Source organism: Brevibacillus choshinensis (genome assembly GCF_001420695.1).
GTDB lineage: Bacteria > Bacillota > Bacilli > Brevibacillales > Brevibacillaceae > Brevibacillus > Brevibacillus choshinensis.
Map to the genome: position 1 here is coordinate 1,406,668 of NZ_LJJB01000010.1, position 21,440 is coordinate 1,428,107.

Below are 21,440 nucleotides of genomic sequence, written 5' to 3' on the forward strand. Positions count from 1 at the left end.
CGATGACATCCATACAATTACGCTTGTCGGCAGGGCATTAGGTCTATTATACACAGAAACCATAGGCAATTACCAACTGGAAATATCATGCCCCCAAACAGTCCCAGCTCATACAACCTAAGTACGAAAAATCCCCGCAACCTCGTGGGCGCGGGGATACCAGCCTATTGCATTACTTCGTTACATCCAGACGAGCGATCGCACGTTGTAGCGCACGCTCAGCACGTTGGAAGTCAAGGTCAGGATACTTCTCATTCAAACGCTTTTCTGCACGGCCTTTCGCAGCCTGCGCACGTTCAACGTCGATGTCTCCCGGCAATTCAGCCGTTTCAGCAAGGATGGTCACTTTATCGCCGCGAACTTCCATGAAGCCGCCGCTTACAGCCATCACTACTTCTTTTTCGCCTTCTGTTTTGATCCGAACTGGCGCTGTTTTCAGCGGGCTCACCAGCGGCATGTGATTCGGCAAAATACCGAGATCCCCAACTACACCGCGGGCAATGACCATTTCAGCTTGACCGCTGTAGACAACCCGTTCAGGAGTTACGACTTCAACTGTCATCTTGCTCACTTACTGGTCTCCCCTTTCCAGGGTGTCTTACGCCATGGACTTCGCTTTCTCTACCACTTCATCAATCGTTCCAACATACAGGAACGCTACCTCTGGAAGGTGGTCGTGCTTACCTTCGAGGATTTCTTTGAAGCTGCGTACGGTATCTTTCAATGGCACATATTGGCCAGGGTTACCGGTAAATTGTTCAGCAACGTGGAAGGATTGGGACAGGAAACGTTGAATGCGGCGTGCGCGTCCAACTACTTGCTTGTCCTCATCACCCAACTCATCCATACCCAAGATTGCGATGATATCTTGCAGTTCTTTGTAACGTTGCAGAATTTTTTGCACGCCACGAGCCACATCGTAGTGTTCTTGACCTACAACGTCCGGAGACAGGGCACGGGAAGTGGATGCGAGTGGGTCAACCGCAGGGAAGATCCCCAACTCAGCGATAGAACGCTCCAGGTTAGTCGTAGCGTCCAAGTGAGCAAACGTAGTAGCAGGAGCCGGGTCAGTATAGTCATCCGCTGGTACGTAGATCGCTTGAATAGACGTTACGGAACCTTTTTTCGTAGAAGTAATACGCTCTTGCAGTTGACCCATTTCGGTAGCCAGTGTTGGCTGGTAACCTACCGCGGATGGCATACGGCCCAAGAGAGCGGATACTTCAGAACCCGCTTGGGTAAAGCGGAAGATGTTATCGATAAACAACAGTACGTCGCGGCCTTCTTCATCACGGAAATATTCCGCCATGGTCAAACCGGTCAGAGCTACACGAAGACGTGCACCAGGTGGTTCGTTCATTTGACCGAATACCATCGCGGTTTTCGGCAGAACGCCTGCGTCTTTCATCTCGTGGTACAGGTCGTTACCTTCACGGGTACGCTCACCTACACCAGCGAATACGGAAATACCGCCGTGCTCTTGTGCGATGTTGTTGATCAGTTCTTGAATGGTAACGGTTTTACCTACACCCGCACCACCGAACAGACCGATCTTACCACCCTTGATGTAAGGAGCCAAGAGGTCAATAACCTTGATTCCTGTCTCAAGGATCTCAATAGTAGTCGCTTGATCAACGAACTCAGGAGCTTTGCGGTGAATTGGGTCACGACGATCTACTTGACCCAACTCTTGCAGGTCGATCGGTTCTCCCAATACGTTAAATACGCGTCCGAGGGTTACACTACCCACTGGAACGGAAATAGCTGCACCAGTATCTACTGCTTCCATACCGCGAACCAAACCATCGGTAGAAGACATCGCTACGGTACGAACTTGGTTATCACCAAGGTGAGTCGCAACCTCAACAGTCAAATCGATGTCACGCTCGCCAGCGCTTTGTGCTTTATGTTGAATCTTGATCGCATTGTAAATGGCAGGCAGGTGTCCACGATCGAACTCGATGTCAACAACCGGACCCATTACCTGAACCACGCGTCCATTCGCCATCTTACTTCTTCCCCTCCTGTAAAGCTGAATTGGGAGCTATTCGCTGCCTTTACGCTTGTGCGTTTGCACCTGCGACGATCTCGGAAATCTCTTGAGTAATGGCTGCCTGACGGGCACGGTTGTAGATCAATGTGTAACGGTTGATCATATCCGTTGCGTTGTCTGTCGCGTTGCCCATTGCAGTCATACGGGAACCTTCTTCGGAAGCCTTCGCTTCCAGAAGCGCACTGTATACCAGTGTTTCCGCATATTTCGGCAGCAGAACGGCCAGTACTTCTTCCGAGGACGGCTCATACTCGTAATTCATTTTGCGTTCGCTGTTGCTCTCGGGAGCTTCCAACGGCAGCAAGCGTTTTACGGTAGGTACCTGCGAAATTGCACTCTGGAACTTGTTGTAGCAGAGGTACAGTTCGTCGATTTTCTCATCCGCGAACATCTGAATCGCTGCACCTGCAATCTTCTTGATGTCGCCAAAGGCTGGGCTAGCTGGCAGACCTGTCACTTCTTCCATTACCGGGTGATTACGTTTCTGGAAAAAGTCGCGACCTTTGCGACCTATGACGAAAATGCCATACTCATCCTTAGACTTGTGCTTTTCAGCGATTGTATTAATCACTGCGCGAAGCATGTTGGCGTTGTAGCCACCTGCAAGTCCACGGTCGGAAGTGATGACAATGTAACCAGTCTTTTTCACAGGACGGGATTGAAGCATTGGGTGCTTGGAACCAGTGGTACCGCTCGCAATGCTAGAAATCACTTCCTGGATTTTGTCAGCGTACGGACGTGCCGCCTCTGCCTTCTCCTGGTTACGGCGAAGCTTTGCAGCTGCCACCATTTTCATCGCTTTCGTGATTTGGCGCGTATTTTTCGTACTTTTGATACTGCGTCGAATCTCACGTATTCCTTTAGCCACTCGTATTCACCACCTTGAGGACGCATGCCCGAGCTTTATCGCCCGGCATGCATCTGATGTCAACCGCACTCGATTATCGAGTTACCGAAAAGCCTTTTTTGAACTCTTCGATTGCTGCGTTCATTTCTTTTGCATCTGGAAGCTGTTTCGTAGTCCGGATATGCTCCAACAGTTGCGGTTTGTTGGAATCCAGATAGGACAGAAGCTCCTTCTCAAAGCGGCCTACGTCGCCAACTGGAATGTCATCCAGGAAACCTTTTGTTGCTGTATAGATAGAAGCGACTTGCTTCTCAACAGGCATTGGATCGAACTGACCTTGTTTCATGATTTCCATCAAGCGCTCACCACGGGTCAGACGAGCTTGGGTCGCTTTGTCCAGGTCGGAACCGAACTGAGCGAAAGCAGCGAGCTCGCGGTATTGAGCCAACTCGAGCTTGAGCGGACCTGCTACCGTTTTCATCGCCTTGATTTGCGCAGAACCACCTACGCGGGATACGGAAAGACCAGTATTCACCGCTGGACGTTGACCTGCGTTGAAGAGGTCAGTCTCCAGGAAGATCTGTCCATCCGTGATGGAGATTACGTTGGTAGGAATGTAAGCGGAGATGTCGCCAGCTTGAGTCTCAATGAAAGGCAGAGCAGTAATAGAACCGCCACCCAATTCATCGGACAATTTCGCAGCGCGCTCCAGCAAACGGGAGTGCAAGTAGAAAACGTCACCAGGGTATGCTTCACGGCCTGGAGGACGACGGAGCAACAGGGACATCTCACGGTATGCAGAAGCCTGTTTGGACAGGTCATCGTATACGCAGAGGACGTGTTGTCCTTTGTACATGAAGTATTCACCCATCGTTACACCTGTGTAAGGAGCCAGATACAGCATCGGAGCTGGGTCAGAAGCTGTAGCGGATACGATGATGGTGTATTCCAAAGCGCCTGCTTTACGCAGAGTTTCTACGATGTTTGCAACGGTAGATTGCTTTTGACCGATTGCTACGTAGATACAAATCATGTTTTGACCTTTTTGGTTGATGATCGTGTCGAGCGCCACAGCTGTTTTACCAGTTTGACGGTCACCAATGATCAACTCACGCTGTCCACGACCAACTGGGATCATCGCGTCGATCGCTTTGATACCGGTTTGGAGTGGTTCGTGTACGGATTTACGCGCCATAACACCAGGAGCTGGGCTCTCGATTGGGCGGAAACCGTCATTAGCGATAGGGCCTTGACCATCGATTGGTTGACCCAGTGGGTTTACTACGCGGCCGAGCAGCGCTTCCCCTACTGGAACTTCCATAACGCGGCCGGTACGTTTTACAGTATCGCCTTCCTTAATGTCGCGGAAAGGTCCCATAATAACGACACCCACGTTATCTTCTTCCAAGTTGAGTACCATACCCATTACGCCATTTTGGAACTCGAGGAGCTCCCCTTGCATGGCCTTTTCCAAACCGTGAACGCGGGCGATACCGTCACCTACTTGGATGACTGTGCCTACATCCACAACTTCGATTTCAGATTTAAAGTTAGCGATCCGCTCTTTGATGAGGGAGCTAATCTCTTCTGGTCTGATTGCACTCACTTACATTCACCCCATTCATCCAACTTCTTGAGTCCACCGAACTTTACGCTTGATGCGCAAAGGTTTCCAGCTTGGTTTTCAGGCTGCCATCGTACAGACGGTCACCGATTTTGATCACGATGCCACCGAGGATAGCTGGGTCTACCACTGCCGTCAAACGCAGCTTTTTATTCAAGGTTTGACCGAACTTCTCAGCCAACTCTGCTTGTTCTTCGGATGTGAGTGGCTTTGCACTCGTAACGATCGCATCTGCGACACCACGAGCATCATTCGCCAGCTTCACGAAGGAACTGTAGATCTCAGCCAGTTCTACTTCCCGTCCATTTTGAATCAGCACGCAGAGGAAATTGTAGCTTTCTTCCCCTACGTGGCTTTTGAACAGGTCGTCAACCAGCTTGATTTTTGCATCAGCAGCAATGTGCGGATGATGCATGATCTTGCTCAGATCGGCATTCTGCTCAACAGCTTGCACGATTGCGCCGAGGTCTGCTTCCACCTGATCGATCTTGCCACGCTCGCTCGCTACATCGAAGAGAGCACGAGCATAACGTTTACCTACTGCGCTACTCATAAGCGATCTCCCACTTGTGCGAGAAATTTGTCAACAGTAGACTTTTGTGCAGCTTCGTCCAGTTCTTTCTCGATGATCTTGGAAGCCAAGAGTACGGAAAGGCTAGTCATTTGCTCACGCAGTTCCAGTTTCGCTTTTTCTACTTCACGAGCCAGTTCAGCGCTTGCTTCCGCTTTCATACGTTCGGATGCAGCTTGTGCTTCCGCTACGATTTTGCTAGCTTCATCGGACGCTTGCTTTGCAGCACGGTCGATGATGGCTTTGGATTCAGCACGTGCTTCATCCAGTACACGACGTTGCTCAGCGAGCAGTACTTCCGCTTCATTACGGTTGCGCTCAGCTGAGGAGATTTCACTTTCGATATGCTGACGGCGTTTTTCCATCATGCCCACGATCGGGCCCATGGCGAATTTACGAACAGCCAGCAACAACAACAAGAATACAATTGCTTGGATTAATAGCGTTCCCCATTCCAGGGATACGGCACCAAAGTCGAGCATTCGTTTCACTCCTTCCTGCGAAAAGAAAGATGTATCTTCACGGATTCATACCGCTTCATCCAAAAATAGAGGCGGGTATCAAGCGCCCGCCTATCGTTTCCGTTGCTCGCTTACAGACGACCGTAGAGGATGAAACCGATCGCAACAGCGATAATCGGAACTGCCTCTACCAGACCAAGACCCAGGAACATGAGACCCATCAGGTTACCACGTGCTTCTGGTTGACGAGCTACGCCTTCAATTGTACGAGAGATTACCAGGGAGTTACCGATTGCCGCGCCAAGAGCAGCAAGACCAAATACGATACCGATTGCTAGTGCCAAACCTTCCATTGTTTAAAAACCTCCTTAGTGTTGTAAAAAAGAATGAGATACGGAAATTGCCGATTAATGATCTTCGTTCACTTGCTGCGAGAGGTACACCATCGCAAGCGTTGTAAAGATGAACGCCTGTACGGAACCAACGAATACGGAGTAACCCAGCCAGATGAACAGCGGAATACTACCGAAGATTCCTACACTCAGCAGGAAGGCGATCAAAACCTCACCCGCAAAAATGTTACCGAATAGACGCAAAGGAAGCGTCAACGGTTTGATGATGAACTCCTCGAGAATGTGAATCGGGTTCAGGAATGTATGTTTCAGCCAACCGCCAAAGCTCTTCTTGATTCCCAGATAATGAGCGTATAGAAGAACGATGAGTGCCAGAGCGAATGTTACGCTCGGCGCTGCGGTAGGCGATTTCCACCAACCAATTACTACGCCATGCGCGTGCGGATCGGTAGAGTTCAACTCTTCCGTAACCTTTTCCACCTTTTGCTGTTTCATTTCATCATTGGTGGAGATCGTCAGCATGTCGACGACACCTTGGCTAACCTCATGGCCTGGACCATTATGGTGAGCTGTGTTCACGTTGAGCAAAAGTCCCAATTGGTTCCCTAAGAAAATATAGAGGAACAACGTGAGTGCCAAGGATACAAAACCCGCGGCTTTCTTTGGTGTAATGTAGCTCTTGGTAATACCGGTGACAAAGTCCACAATCCATTCCATCACGTTTTGCGCGCCGCTTGGAGTAGCGGAGGTCAGGCTGCGTGTCATCCCGATACACATGAAGAGTACGACCAGAGAGGTTACCAGAATCATGAGAATAGTGGAGATGTCAAATACCATGCCCAACCATTCAAATCGCAGAGAATAATGCATGTATTTCACCCCTTTCTTCCGCGCGAGTATGTTTCAAGCGTACATGTAAAAAAGAAATCCAGTTATCTATTTAAAGGAGCGATACACAAAAAGGAAGCTGAGAACCTGAAAGAGGAACAATCCTATCAAAACTCCGGCAAGTCCAAACAAGTGAGGAAAGCGCATCGTCAGGAAGACAGCAAACCCCGCGACGATGAGGCGTTGTAGCATGCCAGTCCCTCTAGGCCGTACACTTGGATCGACAGCCATCTGACCGATACGCCAGGTTTTGCTGAAGAGGACAGTCCCATTCACAAGACTGCAAGCCATCCCAAGTAGGAGGCTTTGCAAGAAAAATCGGTATGATGGCAACACCGCCCAGAGTATCGTGGCGATCGCCATACTGAAAAAGGCATAGCGAAAAGTGGCTCGCATAGCCAAAGAAAACGTTTGCATGTCCCATCTCCCTAGAGGTACCCGCGAATAATGCGGTAGACGCTGTAAACGCCTATACCTAATCCTGCGAGAAGTCCAATCATCAAAAACAGAGGATTGGTAGCAAAGAGCCCATCCAGATACTTACCCAGAAACACCCCTGCAATCACACAAATTGCCATATCGACACCAATCAAAGTGACCAATGTGATGGCTCGCCAAGGATTATCAATTTTCGACACAGGACATTCTCCTTTCATACATAAGGAGAGGGCTGGTGTCAAGTGCCCCTTTGCCCTCATCCATATTAACGAAGAATTATTCCCTTTGTCAACGTTCGACTCCGTCTGTACACAAAGCGTTCACATTTGAAAACTATATTTTTTCAATGACTGTCGCTACTCCCTGTCCTCCGCCAATGCAAAGAGTCGCTAACCCATATTTTACCCCGTCACGCTTTTGTAATTCGTGAACAAGGGTAACTAAAATTCGAGCTCCGCTGGCGCCGATCGGGTGACCCAGGGCAATCGCTCCTCCGTTCACATTTACTTTCTCGGAATCAAAGCCGAGAGCCTTGCCTACAGACAAGGATTGTACGGCAAATGCCTCGTTTGCTTCGATCAGGTCAATGTCGGAAATAGACAATCCAGCCTTCTCCAAAACCCGTTCTGTAGCCGGAACTGGACCGTAGCCCATGATGCTCGGATCGACACCTGCACTAGCATTGGCAATGATTCGTGCCAATGGTTTGACGCCCAGCTCATCCGCTTTTTCCTTGGACATAATCAAAAGCGCTGCTGCCCCGTCGTTGATGCCCGAAGCATTTCCAGCCGTCACGCTGCCGTCTTTTTTAAAAGCAGGCTTTAATTTACCCAGTGCTTCTGCTGTCACTCCCGCACGCGGGAATTCATCGACCGTGAACATCACTGGATCGCCTTTTCTCTGAGGAATGGCAACAGGTACGACCTCCTCCTGAAAGCGTCCGGATTCCAGAGCTTTCTGTGCCTTCTGTTGGCTCCACGCGGCGAATTCATCTTGCTCTTCGCGGCCAATCTCGAATTTGCTGCACAGATTTTCAGCCGTGATTCCCATATGATAGTCATTAAAGGCACACCACAAACCATCGCGGATCATGGAATCTACCACTTTTTGATCGCCCATGCGGTAGCCGTTGCGAGCGCCTTCCAGCAAGTATGGCGCTTGACTCATGTTCTCCATACCACCGGCGAGCACGACGTCTGAATCACCGCTCAGAATTGCCTGTACAGCCAAATGCACGGCTTTGAGTCCAGAGCCGCAAACTTTGTTGATCGTGAGTGATGGTACCTCATTTGCCAAACCCGCCTGTATCGATGCCTGACGCGCCGGATTCTGTCCCAGACCCGCCTGCAGCACATTCCCCATGATTACTTCGTCTACCGCTTCCTTGGGTACGCCAGCGCGTTCCAGAGCAGCCTCCAGCACGATACCACCCAATTTTGTAGCGCTTACACCAGACAGCGCCCCTTGAAAGCTTCCTATGGCAGTGCGCACGGCACTAGCGATTACGATTTCTTTTTGACCCATAGTCGAAACACTCCTCGGAATCAAGTTAGTCAACCTTCCTATGATTCCATGTTTTTTTGTAGATTCCTGCTTCGGTTTGCTTGAATATACAGCAAATCGTATGTAACCGGTATGCCGTGTTCAGTCGCAAATGCTCGTTCATAGTACCCTATCATTTCCATTAGAAGACTCCTATGCCCCAGACCAGACGCTTTTTCCTGGCTCTCATTTGCCCCAACTGCCTTTACTGCATGCAAAAAATCGATCACGGATGGATAAGTCAGGACGACCTTTTGCGAGGTGACTTGTATCTCCTCAAAGCCCGCTACTAGCAGCATCGATTCCCATTGGTCACCAGAGTAAAACGATAAACCGTGACGAACATCAGCCTGTCCCAAGCACAAGTGCGCATACCCGAATGACGCATGAAGCTCCTCAAATGTATCTGGACCAAACGTCGAAAAAAGCAGAGGAGCACCCGGTCGCAGAAGCTTACCAATACCTTTCAACGTTTCGGCAGGTTGTGAAAGCCATTGAAAGCAGGCGCCAGATACGATCAAATCCATCGTCCTTTCCTTCTGTGCCCAGACCCAATCTTCGATATCCGCCCGCAGAAAGTCACAATCCAGACCTTCTGCCCGCAACTGATTTCTCGCTTGATCGAGCATCCCCGGGGCAATGTCGATCGCCTGATACTTTGTCTCAGAAAAATGCCTTCGCAGCAAACGGGTCAGTCCTCCCGTTCCACATCCAATTTCGAGAAGCTGCGTGACTTTTTCCGGAATGGCAGCATTGAAAATGAGCTGTTGTAGCCGTTCAGCCATCTTCTTTTGCACCAGCGCGTACTGATCATACGTACCCGCCTTTTCACTAAATCGGTTTCCTACGGTCCGTTTCCCCATGTATCTCCACCATCCTTTGTACAGCAAGCGTGATGATTTCTGGATGAAAAATGAGCGGCGCATGACCGCAGTCTTCTATTTGCATAAAGGTCGCACCCGGGATTTGCGCTGCCAATTCTTCACCAGCTGCAACCGGACAAACAGTGTCATTCGTTCCATGTATGATCGTTGTTGGACAAAAAAGAGCGGGAGAGAACGGACGGCAGTCCTCTTCCCGCAAATATTCGAGTCCTGCCCTAAGGGCCTCTTGGGTCCACTCGTTTTGCCCCTTTACTTGAAACGAGCACTTTTTCTCTAGCCGCTCCCGCTCTGAGAGGATACTCAAGTAAAATGCTTCCATCACGTGCTTCCTGTCTTCTACCAGCCCGCGCTGCATCCTCGTCACATAGGCTTCTGGCCAGCCTTTGCTCCGCTCCTCCCTCGAACGGACAAAGCGACCTGTGGTGCTGATGAGGACGAGCCCTGTCACTGGATAACGAGCCGCCAATCTCTGCGCAAGCATGCCACCCATGGACCAACCGACCACGATCAATGGCAAGTGGCTGATTCTCCCTACCTCTTTTTCAATCATGACGATAAATTCTTCTGGCTGTGTCACTCTCGTATAGTCTGGAATGACGTGATGGTAAGCAGGTAACCCCGACCGAATCGGGTCCCAGAGCTCATCAGGCATCCCCCATCCAGGTAGCCACACAATGGCTGGATTCGTCGCCATTTATCCTCTCTCCCCTTCCAGATCCGCACGAATTTGATTCAATTGATCAGCTGCCCACTCCAGTTCGGAAAGAGTATGTGTTGCCATTACCGTGAAGCGAATTCGCGCTGTTCCCACAGGCACTGTAGGCGGGCGAATCGCCACTGCGGCTATACCACGCTCTTCCAGCATCCTGCTGTATTGGAGTGCCTTTTCGTTATCCCCGATAATCAACGGGATGATGGGGGAAGATCCTGCTCCTACTTCAAATGGGTGCGTGTTTAGCCGCTTCCGGAACCAGCTGGACATTTGACGCAAGCGCCCCCGCCTGCTCGTATCTTCCTGCACGATCGTCAGTGCTGCATGGATCGAGGCAATCACAGAAGGTGGCAAAGCGGTCGAGTAGATGAGGGAACGAGCCTTGGAGGTCAGATACCGGATCACGCTCTGGTCCGCGCAAATATACGCCCCGTATGCACCAAACGCCTTGCTGAAAGTCCCCATAATCACATCGACTTCGTTGTGCAGACCAAGCTCGTGGCTCAGCCCCTCACCGCGTTCTCCTAGCACCCCTCCTGCATGGGCCTCATCGACCATCAGCAAAGCTCCATATCGATCTCTCAGTGTCACCAGTTCGGCCAGCGGAGCCGTATCGCCATCCATCGAAAATACGGTGTCTGTGACGATTAATTTTCTACGCGCATTCCTATGCTGCTTCAACAGGAACTCTAGATGCTCGGTATCGTTATGGCGGTAACGGTAATGCTCAGCGCGACTCAAAACGATCCCGTCCACAATACTGGCATGATTCAGCCGATCGCTAAATACCGCATCTCCCCGACCAACCAGAGCAGAGATGACACCGGTATTCGCCTGATAGCCATTTGCAAATACCAGCGCTGCCTCTCGCTGCTTCCAATCTGCCAAACGCTGTTCTAGTTCGGTATACAAGGAACAGCTGCCATTGACGAATCGGGAGGCTGTCGCGCCCGCCCCCCAAACCTCGATCGCCTCCGTCGCAGCTGCTTTCAACCTTGGATCATGCGCAAGTCCAAGATAGTTATTCGACGACAAATTCAGCAAGGATCTGCCTGATACCCGGATCCATGCCCCCCGCTCCCCAAGTACGGAATCCACGGTGTTTATTTGCCTCGACTGAGCGATTTTTTCCAGACGCCCCCATTCCTCGTCCATCCAAGCATATCGATTCGTCATGCCGTTTTCCTGCCTACAGCGCGCATAACTCGATCTCGAATCCGAGGTCTTCAATCATTTGATGATCGGACGTAATTTCCTGACCCGGGGTCGTCAGGTAGTCTCCCACGAATAGCGAATTGGCCGCGTACAGGGCAAATGGCTGCATAGACCGTAAATTGACTTCCCGTCCACCTGCTACACGAATTTCCTTAGTAGGACAAAGGAAGCGGAACAGCGCGAGAACTTTCAGTGCTTTGATAGCCGGAGTCCGCCCGTTATTTTCTAAAGGTGTGCCTGGTATCGCATTCAGGAAATTGACCGGGATCGAGTCCGCGTCCAACTCTCTCAAAGCATACGCCATCTCTACGATTTCTTCGTCGCTCTCGCCCATTCCGATAATGACTCCAGAACACGGTGACATGCCGGCTCTCTTTACTGTATCTACCGTTTCCACCCGCTGATCGTACGAATGGGTGGTCGTGATTTCCCCATAATGGGAGCGGCTCGTATTGAGATTGTGGTTGTATCGGTGGACCCCAGCCGTCTGTAAACGAGATGCCTGTTCTTCGCTCAGAATCCCCAGACAAGCACAAATCTTCAGAGGCATCGTCTCGCGAATTTCCTTTACCGCATCGATGACCTGCCCGAGCTCCTTTTCGGTAGGACCACGACCAGAAGCTACGATGCAGTAGGTCCCGGCTTTGCGGTTCATCGCTTCCCTGGCACCTGCCAGTAGCGTTTCCTTGTCCAGCATCGTGTACTTGGCTACTGGTGCAGTAGATACAATAGACTGGGAACAGTACCCGCAATCCTCCGGGCAGAGACCGCTTTTGGCGTTCAGAATCATATTTAGCTTCACCTTCTTGCCAAAAAAGTGTCTTCTGACTTGAAATGCCGCATGCATCAATGGCAAAAGCTCATCGTCATCCGCATGTAACACGCTCAATGCCGCTTCACGCGTAAGCATGTCCTTGTTTATTGCCTTTTTCGCAAAGTCCATCCAGTCGAAAACCGTAGTCTGATCGATCATGATCCCTCTCCTCCAATCATTTGTGCTTCTAGCTCAGAACGAATAGCTGCCAGGTTTACATGCTGCCGCATGAACGCAACCAGTTGCTGACGGGAGAGCGACTCCTTCAGTCTCGGCACCTTCCCCCAAACAGGGATCTCTCCATACCGTTCAATCAGTCTCGCATTGGTCGCGATACTGGCATCGTCGGTATGATCTGTCTTTGCCTCATTCAAAATGACCCCAGCGACTGGTACCCCCTTTTCTCGCGCGTACCAGATGGACAACAATGTATGGTTGATCGTCCCTAGTCCAGATCGTGCTACTAACAGGAGGGGAAGCCCCAGCTGAACGGCCACGTCGATCATCATTTCTGTCTCGGTAAGGGGAACTGCGAGTCCACCCGCACCTTCCACGAGCAAATAATGATGGCGTTCTTTGAGGATCTTCCCACCTCGCAGAACCTGCTCCATCGTGAGTTCCTGTCCTGCTGCCCTTGCCGCTAACAGCGGGGTGAGCGGCTCTGGAAATACCAACGGAGCGATCTCCTCTGGCAAATCCTCCACCCCGGAAATGCTATGCAGTCGGTAAGCATCACTCCCCACCTCGTTTGCCAATGCTCCAGACATGACCGGCTTCCACACCCCCGCCTTGAGCCCTTCCTCACGCAAAGCGGCTGCCAAGCCTGCCGTTACGAAGGTCTTGCCTACTCCTGTATCCGTTCCAGCTATAAACAAACCGGCATATCGCTGCTCCTTCATTCCACTCCCACCCTCGCCTCTCGAGTGGCCTCTCTGATCGATTCAAAGAGGATGTTTACCATATCACCCAGCTCTTCGTCGGTAGAGACGAGAGGAGGAATGAGGACGATCACATTGCCTAACGGTCGGGTCAAGAGACCTTTCTCCCTGGCTAGCTTGCAAACACGTACCCCGATGCGCTCATTCCAGTGATAGGGCTCCTTCGTTTCCTTGTCCCGTACGAGCTCAATTCCAACCATTAACCCTTTTTGTCGTATGTCCCCAACGTGAGGCTCATCTGCAAAAGATTGCAACATCCCGGCAAGCTGCTCCGATTTCTTCGCAACCTCTGCTACCATTTGTCGCTCCTCTATCAAGCGCAGGTTGGCCAATGCGACTGCACACCCTAGTGGATTTCCCGTAAATGAATGTCCGTGGAAAAATGTTTTCTGCTCCTCGTAGTCAGCGTAAAAGGCTTCGTAGATTGCTTCCTTGACGAGTGTCGCCGCTACTGGCAGGTATCCTCCCGTTATTCCTTTTGCCACTGCCATGATGTCTGGGGTGATGCCATCGTGCTCGCAGGCAAACATTTTCCCCGTTCTCCCGAAACCAGTCGCTACCTCATCCGCAATCAGAAGTACGTCGTAGGCCTGCAGCATGTCGGCTATTTTCTTCAGACAACCGTCCGGCATGATGATCATTCCGCTGGCTCCCTGTACCACTGGCTCTACAATCATGGCGGCAATCTCAGTCGCTTTTTCCTGCAACAGCTGCTCGAGTTGATCGAGCGTAGCGTTCACTGCTGCATCGTCACCCCCCTCTCTGTAAGGGTACGGATACGGGATCACATACGGCGAAAACAGGAGCGGCTTGTAGACCTGGTGGTACAGCGGAATGGCTCCCACACTGGTTGCCCCAATGGTATCGCCATGGTAGGCATTGTTCATGGTGATAAAAGACCGCTTACCTGCAATGCCGCGATTTTGCCAATACTGGAACGCCATTTTCAGTGATATTTCCACAGCGGTAGCCCCATTGTCCGAATAAAACACCTTGGTCAAGCCTTCTGGTGCATATCGAATCAGCTGCTCCGCCAGCAGAATAGACGGCACATTCGCCATACCGAGCAACGTAGAATGGGCAACCTGATCGAGCTGCTCGATAATCGCCTGATTCAGCTCTGGCACATTGTGACCGTGAACATTGAGCCATACAGACGAAAAGCCGTCGTAATATTCCTTTCCATGAACATCAAAGAGCTTGATGCCCCTCCCGCTGGCAATGATCAGCGGTTCCTCTTCTATGTAGTCTTTCATTTGTGTAAAAGGATGCCAGAGATACTGCTTGTTCTTGGCAGCCAACTCATCTTGCGAATAAAGCAACCAAACCAACTCCTTCGTTAACACTTATTTGTTAACTTGTATTTTAATTTGGTTAACATATTTTCGCAAAACATTTTTGTTCCGTTTGGCAACAAAAAAGGACCTTGTCGCTCCATTTGGAGAAACTAGGTCCTTTTATTGGTTGTTTTCTACTTATTTCGTTTGCTGCAAAATGCGATACAGTGCCACGACGCATACAGCACGGGTCGTTGCCTTGTTTGGCTGGAACTTGTTGCTTACCGGATCCATCAGACCAAGTCCCACCATGTTGGTGATAGACGTGGAGGCCCAGGAAGGCCATGTTCCTTTGTCACCAACCGTTTTGGACGCTCCCTTTTTATTCACGAGACGGTCGAGGATCACAGCCGCTTCTGCACGTGTCACAGGCTGGTCTGGACGGAACGTGTTGTCCCCGTAGCCTTTGACCAATCCCTTGGATACGGCAACTTGCACAGCTCCCTGCGCATAAGCGGGCACCTTGTCTTTGAAGCCGAGCTTTGGTGTAGATGGAAGCTCCCAGTCAAAGGTGCGAGCGATCAACGTGACAAACTGCGCCCGAGTCAAAGACACTTCAGGGCCAAATGTGGTTTCCGTCAAACCTTTTACATAGCCTTTATCTGCCATGTACGTGATTTCTGCTTTTGCTGGATGATTGGCGATATCGGTAAACGATGCACCTGCGTTGTCCAGATAGTACGGAACATACTTGCCGTAGGAGTTGACGTCATAGACCCATTGCCCCTGTGCATTTCTCGTACCAAGCAGTGGATCGAGCGTATTGTTGGCTTCATTCACGTACAAGAGTCCAATTCCTTTTCCGGCGATCCATTTTTTCGGTACCAGCGTCAACTGGATTGGCGACGTCGAAATGCGATCCTCTGCACCTGCTTTTAGCTCTCCTGGCTTGATGGTGAAAGAGTAATCCGCCGGTACATAGCCTGGGAGGGCCTGTGTCACGATCGGATCGACCTCAATCAGTGCTGTTTCCAGGAAGGATGCGGTATTCACAAAGGAATGCTGCAAGTCGAGCTCCGATCCCAGTGACATGTTGCCTGGCAATTCCGGTACGACCGCTGTATCACTCGGTTGACCTGTCTGGTTTGGCAACAGGAGCGAAGCTTCATCGAAGTACAGCGTGCCTTGATCGTGTGTAATGCCGTCGTTTGGCTGGTCGACGACGTAAATGCTTCTGAGCTGCAACGGATAAGCGGCATTGCTCGGGAAGTAGCCTTTGACCTGCTTCCAGCCCGACCAGTCGATTTCTTTTGCCAGATCGACGTAGACCGTTTTGCCGTTCGCATCGATCACTTCTGCACGCAGCCAGTGTCTGCTGTTGTCGCCATTTACCCACAGTCCCAATCCAAGCGGCTTGCCTGGGATCGCTACCGGTTTGGCTCCGAGCACACCGTAGGCAATCCTCATGCTGCTCGCCGGAGCTCCTGAGAAGTTGTAAACGAGTTTCGCGGATTTTTTCGTCCGGAATACTTGATCGCTGACTGCTGCAAATGAACCGGCAGAGCTGATGCTCGCTGGATTCGCTGCATGAAACATGCCGACCTGATTATCAAAGGTCAACCAAGGCTGTTCGAATTGACCGATAGCAAATGGGATCGTAGTCGAGACGCCATCATAGGTGACGGTCACTTTCCCGTTGCCTGGCTGTTCACCCGCTACCAGCTGCAGCTTGTCGTTCACAGTGGCTATGGACGAATCTACACTGGTCTGCACACTAAGCGGTGTAGCCTGAACCAGCGCACCCTTCTTCGTCTTGATTTTGATATCAAGCGTCAGGGATTGGCCTGGAGCGACCGTGATTGGATTTGGAGAAACGACGATTTGCTGGACTTCGCTGCCAGAAACGACGTGAATTTCTTTATTTTGCGTCACATTGCCCAAGCGTCCCTGCAATGTGATCTGCCCCGAACGCGCAGGCGTAAAGCGCGTTCCCTCAACCGTACCCGCATCCGAGCCACTGACGTTCCAGTTGACATTGGAGGAATTGATGGCAAACGGCTGAAAATGCGTGTCATACCCTTTGGAAGCAGTCATCGAAACAGTCTGTCCAATGAGCACATCCGAAGGTACATCGATGGTAAAGCCTCTCAGATCTCCTGGAGGAGCCGTATTGTACACGGCCAGACCAGTAGGCACTCTGCGCTCAACGCCCCCGCTCGGTACGTTGGACAAATTCGCTTGTGTTTCCCCCAGCATTCGTGCAGCAAGAGTCGTGGAACCGCCCCCGTCAAAGTTCACAGCACGATAGGACCCCAGTTCTGCCATGATTTTCGCCAATTCATCGAGGTATACCCCTTTGCTGGCATCAATCGTCACCATGTACAGCGTTTTGCCATCCTGAGAAATCCCTACGGCCGTACGTGAGTTGATAGACGTGATGGATTTATCCGCTTGGAAAGAGGTGAGCGCTTTTCCCTGATTGACCAAGAGAACGTTTCCTCCCACTGCTTGCAACAGGTTGAGGTTTTGCGGTGTCGTTTGGTATTCGACCTGAGCGGTAGAACCTACCGGGAAGTTTTGCTTCAAGTAGGCAGCCGCTTCTCCGTGGCCCCATAGGACGTAGCCGTTGTAAGGTATGTATACTCCTGGCTGATTCATGCGAACTTCTTTGGCTACGTTGTCGACGAACAGCACCTCTACAACATCCTTGTAGCCGGAAATAGCGCCTAGGCTTGTCTTACCAAAAGAAGGCGTGTACAAATTCAGCTGATTCTGGTGACTTTTTCGTCCTTCGCTGGGGTTGTACTCTTCCTTGTTGACCCCTTGAATGGAATAGGTAGCCCCGTTCTGCGCAGTTACCTTCCCGCCAAATCCGAATTTTTCGATGATTGCGGTCTTGTCTCCAGTCAGACCCAGGCTGTACCAGTAAGAAATGAGACCCATCGAAGAGATCAGTTCCCCATCCTTCTGGACGATCCCGAATGGAGCGCCGCGTTTGGACATGTTGAAGAAGTCGGCATTGATCGCCGCAATTGCTCCCGTCTCACGTGCCATTTGCGTAACCGTTTGTCTTTCGGTCAACTTCCCTTTTGTTCCGTAGACGGGCTTTACTTCTACGTACTGATTGCTCAAATCGACCTTGGTCACCATCACAGTAACCAATTGATTCGCAAAGGATTTTGTGTATTTGAGTAAAGTGGTGCCCTCGCCAATCGGGGTCTGCCACATCATTTGCAATGGACTTGATTCCGCTCTCGCCAGCGCGACATTCGTCGCAAGGGGCACAAACGGAACAAAAGCTCCCCAGGCTACTGTTGCAGCCGTGAGCAGCGTCACTGCCTTCCGCGCTCTCATGTTGGTAACTCCTCTCCGTTTTCCTGTCTCTTTTGTGTCTTTGTGTATGTAGGTGTCCTAACTAAAACTTAGACGCAGCAAGGTGGTTGATAGTTTCACCTTGTCGCTATATTCTCTATTAGAAAAATATACCAAATAGTATGCCGTTACGGAATGGAAAGAAATCCCGCCCGGTTGTGACAATAAACCGGGCGGGATCTTGTGGACGACATTTTATAGAGACTGGGTATTTAATGACCAGATTGGAACGGCTCCGGACGATCCGAACGCAAGCCAAAATGATACAGAATGGCTTCCACAATCCGGCGGGATGCTTCCCCATCACCGTATGGATTGGCGGCATGAGCCATAGCTTCGAATGCTTTCTGGTCCGTCAGCAGTTCTTTTGTCATTGCGTATACCTGTTCTTCATCTGTACCCGCCAGCTTCAGTGTGCCTGCTGCGATACCTTCTGGGCGTTCAGTCGTATCACGCAATACGAGAACTGGAACACCCAAAGAAGGAGCTTCTTCCTGAACCCCACCAGAGTCGGTCAGGATCAAGTGCGCGCGTCGAGCAAAGTTGTGGAAATCAAAAGCATCCAGTGGGTCGATCAGATGAATTCGTTCGTGTCTTCCGAGGAGCTCATGCGCCACTTCCTGCACGGCAGGGTTGAGATGCACCGGATAGACGACGGCAATCTCTGGATGCTCGTCGACGATTCTTCTCACCGCACGGAAAATCTGTCGCATCGGCTCACCCAGATTTTCGCGGCGGTGAGCCGTCATCAGCACCATTTTATGATCGGAAACAAGGTCGAGTACAGGGTGTGTATAATCGTCACGCACCGTTGTTTTCAACGCATCGATCGCCGTATTACCGGTGATGTAGATGGTTTCTTCTCGCTTGTTTTCCTGACGCAGATTATTTGCGGAGCCGTCTGTTGGCGAGAAGTGCAGGTCTGCCATCACACCGGTCAGCTGGCGATTCATCTCTTCCGGGAATGGCGAGTACTTGTCCCACGTACGCAGGCCCGCTTCCACATGGCCGATCGCCACCTGGTTGTAGAACGCTGCCAGACTCGCAACAAAAGTCGTGGTCGTATCACCGTGAACCAGCACGATATCTGGCTTCACTTCCTTGATAGCCGCATCCAGACTTTCCAGTGCACGAGTCGTGACTCCCACCAATGTCTGCCGGTCTTTCATGATATTCAAATCAATGTCCGGTTTAATTTCAAAAATCTCCAGCACCTGATCCAGCATTTGACGATGCTGTGCCGTCACGCAAACGACCGATTCAATCTGCTCGCCGTGCTTGTTTAGCTCGTGCACAAGCGGTGCCATTTTGATCGCTTCCGGACGCGTACCGAATACCGTCATCACTTTACAAGTTTTCATCGGTTTCCCTCTCCCGCTACTTCGTGCCGTACAAGCGGTCACCCGCATCGCCCAAACCTGGCACGATATATCCATGATCGTTCAAATATTCGTCTATAGCAGCAACGAAAATATCCACATCTGGATGCTCGTCCTGTACCATTTTGATTCCTTCTGGGGCCGCGATCAAACACATCAGCTTCATATTTTTCGCTCCGCGCTTTTTCAGTGCGGCAATCGCTGCTACAGCAGATCCGCCTGTTGCCAGCATTGGATCGATCACGATCAATTCGCGCTCAGCGACGTCAGATGGCAGCTTGACATAGTACTCGATTGGCTGCAAAGTTTCCGGATCGCGATACAGACCGACGTGGCCTACCTTCGCAGCAGGAATCAGCTTCAAAAGTCCGTCAACCATACCGAGACCAGCGCGCAAAATCGGTACCAGACCTACTTTTTTCCCTGCGATCACATTGGACTTGCAGGTAGCCACTGGTGTTTCAATCGTGGTCTCCTCCAAAGGCATGTCGCGGGTAATTTCATAGCCCATCAATGTGGCAACTTCGTCCACCAATTCGCGGAATTCCTTGGTCCCCGTATTCTTGTCACGGATATAAGTTACTTTATGCTGGATCAGCGGATGGTCAAACACGTATACACGGCTCATCATCGTTCCTCCGTTTCCCTATCAATACATCCTTCTCATCATAGCGAAGGAGTGTCCTGCCGTCAATTTGCCCAATCTTCGTTCTTTTTTTGTTCACTTTCTAGCTGGCTATGTAAAAAAAACAGACCCACTAAGGGTCTGTTTTCGAACATGGTAAAACTTAGATTTCCAATCCTTCGTACATCGGGTAGCGTTGGCACAGAGCCGCAACGCGCTGGCGTGCTTCTTCGTGTTTCGCTGCGTCTTCTGGGTTTTTCAGAGTCAGCGCGATGATTGCCGCTACTTCTTTCATGGCTTCTTCATCAAAGCCACGGCTAGTGACCGCTGGAGTACCCATGCGAACACCGCTGGTTACGAACGGGCTTTCGGAATCGTAAGGAATGGTGTTTTTGTTAGTCGTAATGCTGACTTCATCTAACAGATGCTCAGCTACTTTACCAGTCAAGCCGATTTTGCTCACGTCGACCAGCACCAGGTGGTTATCGGTACCATCAGATACGAGCGTCAGGCCTTCTGCTTTTAGTGCTTCAGCAAAAGCTTTTGCATTACTCACAATGCGAGCTGCGTAGTCTTTGAAGTCAGGTTGCAGCGCTTCGCCAAAGGAAACAGCTTTTGCAGCAATCACGTGCATCAATGGTCCACCTTGTACGCCAGGGAATACGGATTTATCGATCGCTTTCGCAAATTCTTCTTTGCAAAGGATCAAACCGCCACGTGGTCCGCGCAAGGTTTTGTGAGTAGTAGAAGTAACGAAGTGTGCGTGTGGCACTGGGTTTGGATGCAGACCTGCTGCTACCAGACCAGCGATGTGCGCCATGTCTACCATGAAGTATGCGCCCACTTCATCCGCGATTTCACGGAATTTCGCAAAGTCGATCGTACGTGGATACGCACTCGCACCAGCTACGATCAATTTTGGCTTGTGTTCCAGAGCTTTGGCACGAACGTCTTCGTAATTGATGAGATGAGATTCCTGATCAACACCGTACTCTACGAAGTTGTACAAGGTACCGGAGAAGTTAACTGGGCTTCCGTGCGTCAAGTGACCACCGTGGGACAGGTTCATACCGAGTACAGTATCGCCTGGCTTCAAAATGGTGAAGTATACAGCCATGTTAGCTTGAGCGCCAGAGTGCGGTTGAACGTTTGCGTGTTCTGCTCCAAACAGTTCTTTGACACGATCGCGTGCGATGTTTTCCGCAATGTCTACGTACTCGCATCCGCCATAGTAACGACGGCCAGGATAACCTTCTGCGTATTTGTTTGTCAGGACAGTTCCCATTGCTTCCATAACCGCGCGGCTAACGAAGTTCTCGGACGCAATCAGTTCAATTTTGTCGCGCTGTCTTCCCAACTCCAACTGGATGGCTTCCAATACTTGCGGGTCTTGTTTACGCAAAAAATCTAGCATGATCTATTCTCTCCTTCGTGAACATGAGCTTGT

General features: G+C 50.8%; 21 protein-coding genes. All 21 read right to left on the reverse strand.

Annotated elements, in window-relative coordinates:
• Window positions 1–172 precede the first annotated feature (172 nt).
• Entirely contained in the window at window positions 173–571 is a 399-nt protein-coding gene (locus AN963_RS16780; protein WP_055745681.1) for a F0F1 ATP synthase subunit epsilon, read from the reverse strand.
• Window positions 572–598: 27 nt separating this feature from the next.
• The gene (gene atpD / locus AN963_RS16785; RefSeq protein ID WP_055745682.1) at window positions 599–2,008 is read right to left on the reverse strand and encodes a F0F1 ATP synthase subunit beta; all 1,410 of its coding nucleotides are present in this window, start codon (window positions 2,006–2,008) and stop codon (window positions 599–601) included.
• Between the two features lie 49 nt (window positions 2,009–2,057).
• Complete coding sequence (atpG, locus tag AN963_RS16790) at window positions 2,058–2,921, reverse strand: ATP synthase F1 subunit gamma (RefSeq protein ID WP_055745683.1); 864 nt, start codon at window positions 2,919–2,921, stop codon at window positions 2,058–2,060.
• A gap of 73 nt (window positions 2,922–2,994) precedes the next feature.
• The gene (gene atpA / locus AN963_RS16795) at window positions 2,995–4,506 is read right to left on the reverse strand and encodes a F0F1 ATP synthase subunit alpha (RefSeq protein WP_055745684.1); all 1,512 of its coding nucleotides are present in this window, start codon (window positions 4,504–4,506) and stop codon (window positions 2,995–2,997) included.
• Window positions 4,507–4,549: 43 nt separating this feature from the next.
• Window positions 4,550–5,077, reverse strand: coding sequence for a F0F1 ATP synthase subunit delta (locus AN963_RS16800; protein WP_055745685.1), 528 nt, complete (start codon window positions 5,075–5,077; stop codon window positions 4,550–4,552).
• A complete protein-coding gene (atpF, locus tag AN963_RS16805; protein ID WP_055745686.1) occupies window positions 5,074–5,577 on the reverse strand; it encodes a F0F1 ATP synthase subunit B in 504 nt (167 codons plus the stop codon). Before atpF ends, AN963_RS16800 begins: the two co-directional genes overlap by 4 nt.
• A gap of 110 nt (window positions 5,578–5,687) precedes the next feature.
• The gene (gene atpE, locus AN963_RS16810; RefSeq protein WP_049740871.1) at window positions 5,688–5,909 is read right to left on the reverse strand and encodes a F0F1 ATP synthase subunit C; all 222 of its coding nucleotides are present in this window, start codon (window positions 5,907–5,909) and stop codon (window positions 5,688–5,690) included.
• Window positions 5,910–5,963: 54 nt separating this feature from the next.
• The gene (atpB, locus tag AN963_RS16815; RefSeq protein ID WP_055745687.1) at window positions 5,964–6,779 is read right to left on the reverse strand and encodes a F0F1 ATP synthase subunit A; all 816 of its coding nucleotides are present in this window, start codon (window positions 6,777–6,779) and stop codon (window positions 5,964–5,966) included.
• A gap of 66 nt (window positions 6,780–6,845) precedes the next feature.
• Window positions 6,846–7,214 (reverse strand): ATP synthase subunit I, encoded by a 369-nt coding sequence (locus AN963_RS16820; RefSeq protein WP_055745688.1) that lies wholly within the window; start codon window positions 7,212–7,214, stop codon window positions 6,846–6,848.
• A gap of 11 nt (window positions 7,215–7,225) precedes the next feature.
• A complete protein-coding gene (locus AN963_RS16825) occupies window positions 7,226–7,435 on the reverse strand; it encodes an AtpZ/AtpI family protein (protein ID WP_055745689.1) in 210 nt (69 codons plus the stop codon).
• Window positions 7,436–7,568: 133 nt separating this feature from the next.
• Complete coding sequence (locus AN963_RS16830) at window positions 7,569–8,759, reverse strand: acetyl-CoA C-acetyltransferase (RefSeq protein ID WP_055745690.1); 1,191 nt, start codon at window positions 8,757–8,759, stop codon at window positions 7,569–7,571.
• Between the two features lie 38 nt (window positions 8,760–8,797).
• Window positions 8,798–9,640, reverse strand: coding sequence for a malonyl-ACP O-methyltransferase BioC (gene bioC / locus AN963_RS16835; protein ID WP_055745691.1), 843 nt, complete (start codon window positions 9,638–9,640; stop codon window positions 8,798–8,800).
• The gene (locus AN963_RS16840; protein ID WP_055745692.1) at window positions 9,609–10,355 is read right to left on the reverse strand and encodes an alpha/beta fold hydrolase; all 747 of its coding nucleotides are present in this window, start codon (window positions 10,353–10,355) and stop codon (window positions 9,609–9,611) included. The genes bioC and AN963_RS16840 overlap by 32 nt, the downstream gene beginning before the upstream one ends.
• Window positions 10,356–11,549 (reverse strand): 8-amino-7-oxononanoate synthase, encoded by a 1,194-nt coding sequence (gene bioF / locus AN963_RS16845; RefSeq protein ID WP_055745693.1) that lies wholly within the window; start codon window positions 11,547–11,549, stop codon window positions 10,356–10,358.
• 13 nt (window positions 11,550–11,562) lie between these two features.
• Window positions 11,563–12,561: a biotin synthase BioB gene (gene bioB / locus AN963_RS16850; RefSeq protein WP_201783758.1), complete on the reverse strand. Its 999-nt coding sequence runs from the start codon at window positions 12,559–12,561 to the stop codon at window positions 11,563–11,565.
• On the reverse strand, window positions 12,558–13,301 hold the full coding sequence (gene bioD, locus AN963_RS16855) for a dethiobiotin synthase (RefSeq protein WP_055745694.1): 744 nt from the start codon (window positions 13,299–13,301) through the stop codon (window positions 12,558–12,560). Before bioD ends, bioB begins: the two co-directional genes overlap by 4 nt.
• Complete coding sequence (bioA, locus tag AN963_RS16860; RefSeq protein WP_055745695.1) at window positions 13,298–14,686, reverse strand: adenosylmethionine--8-amino-7-oxononanoate transaminase; 1,389 nt, start codon at window positions 14,684–14,686, stop codon at window positions 13,298–13,300. Before bioA ends, bioD begins: the two co-directional genes overlap by 4 nt.
• A gap of 129 nt (window positions 14,687–14,815) precedes the next feature.
• Complete coding sequence (locus tag AN963_RS16865) at window positions 14,816–17,971, reverse strand: phosphodiester glycosidase family protein (RefSeq protein ID WP_055745696.1); 3,156 nt, start codon at window positions 17,969–17,971, stop codon at window positions 14,816–14,818.
• A 230-nt stretch (window positions 17,972–18,201) separates the two neighbouring features.
• On the reverse strand, window positions 18,202–19,350 hold the full coding sequence (wecB, locus tag AN963_RS16870) for a non-hydrolyzing UDP-N-acetylglucosamine 2-epimerase (protein WP_055745697.1): 1,149 nt from the start codon (window positions 19,348–19,350) through the stop codon (window positions 18,202–18,204).
• 16 nt (window positions 19,351–19,366) lie between these two features.
• Window positions 19,367–19,996: a uracil phosphoribosyltransferase gene (gene upp / locus AN963_RS16875; protein WP_055745698.1), complete on the reverse strand. Its 630-nt coding sequence runs from the start codon at window positions 19,994–19,996 to the stop codon at window positions 19,367–19,369.
• A gap of 160 nt (window positions 19,997–20,156) precedes the next feature.
• Window positions 20,157–21,407, reverse strand: coding sequence for a serine hydroxymethyltransferase (locus AN963_RS16880; RefSeq protein ID WP_055745699.1), 1,251 nt, complete (start codon window positions 21,405–21,407; stop codon window positions 20,157–20,159).
• Between the last annotated feature and the right edge of the window lie 33 nt (window positions 21,408–21,440).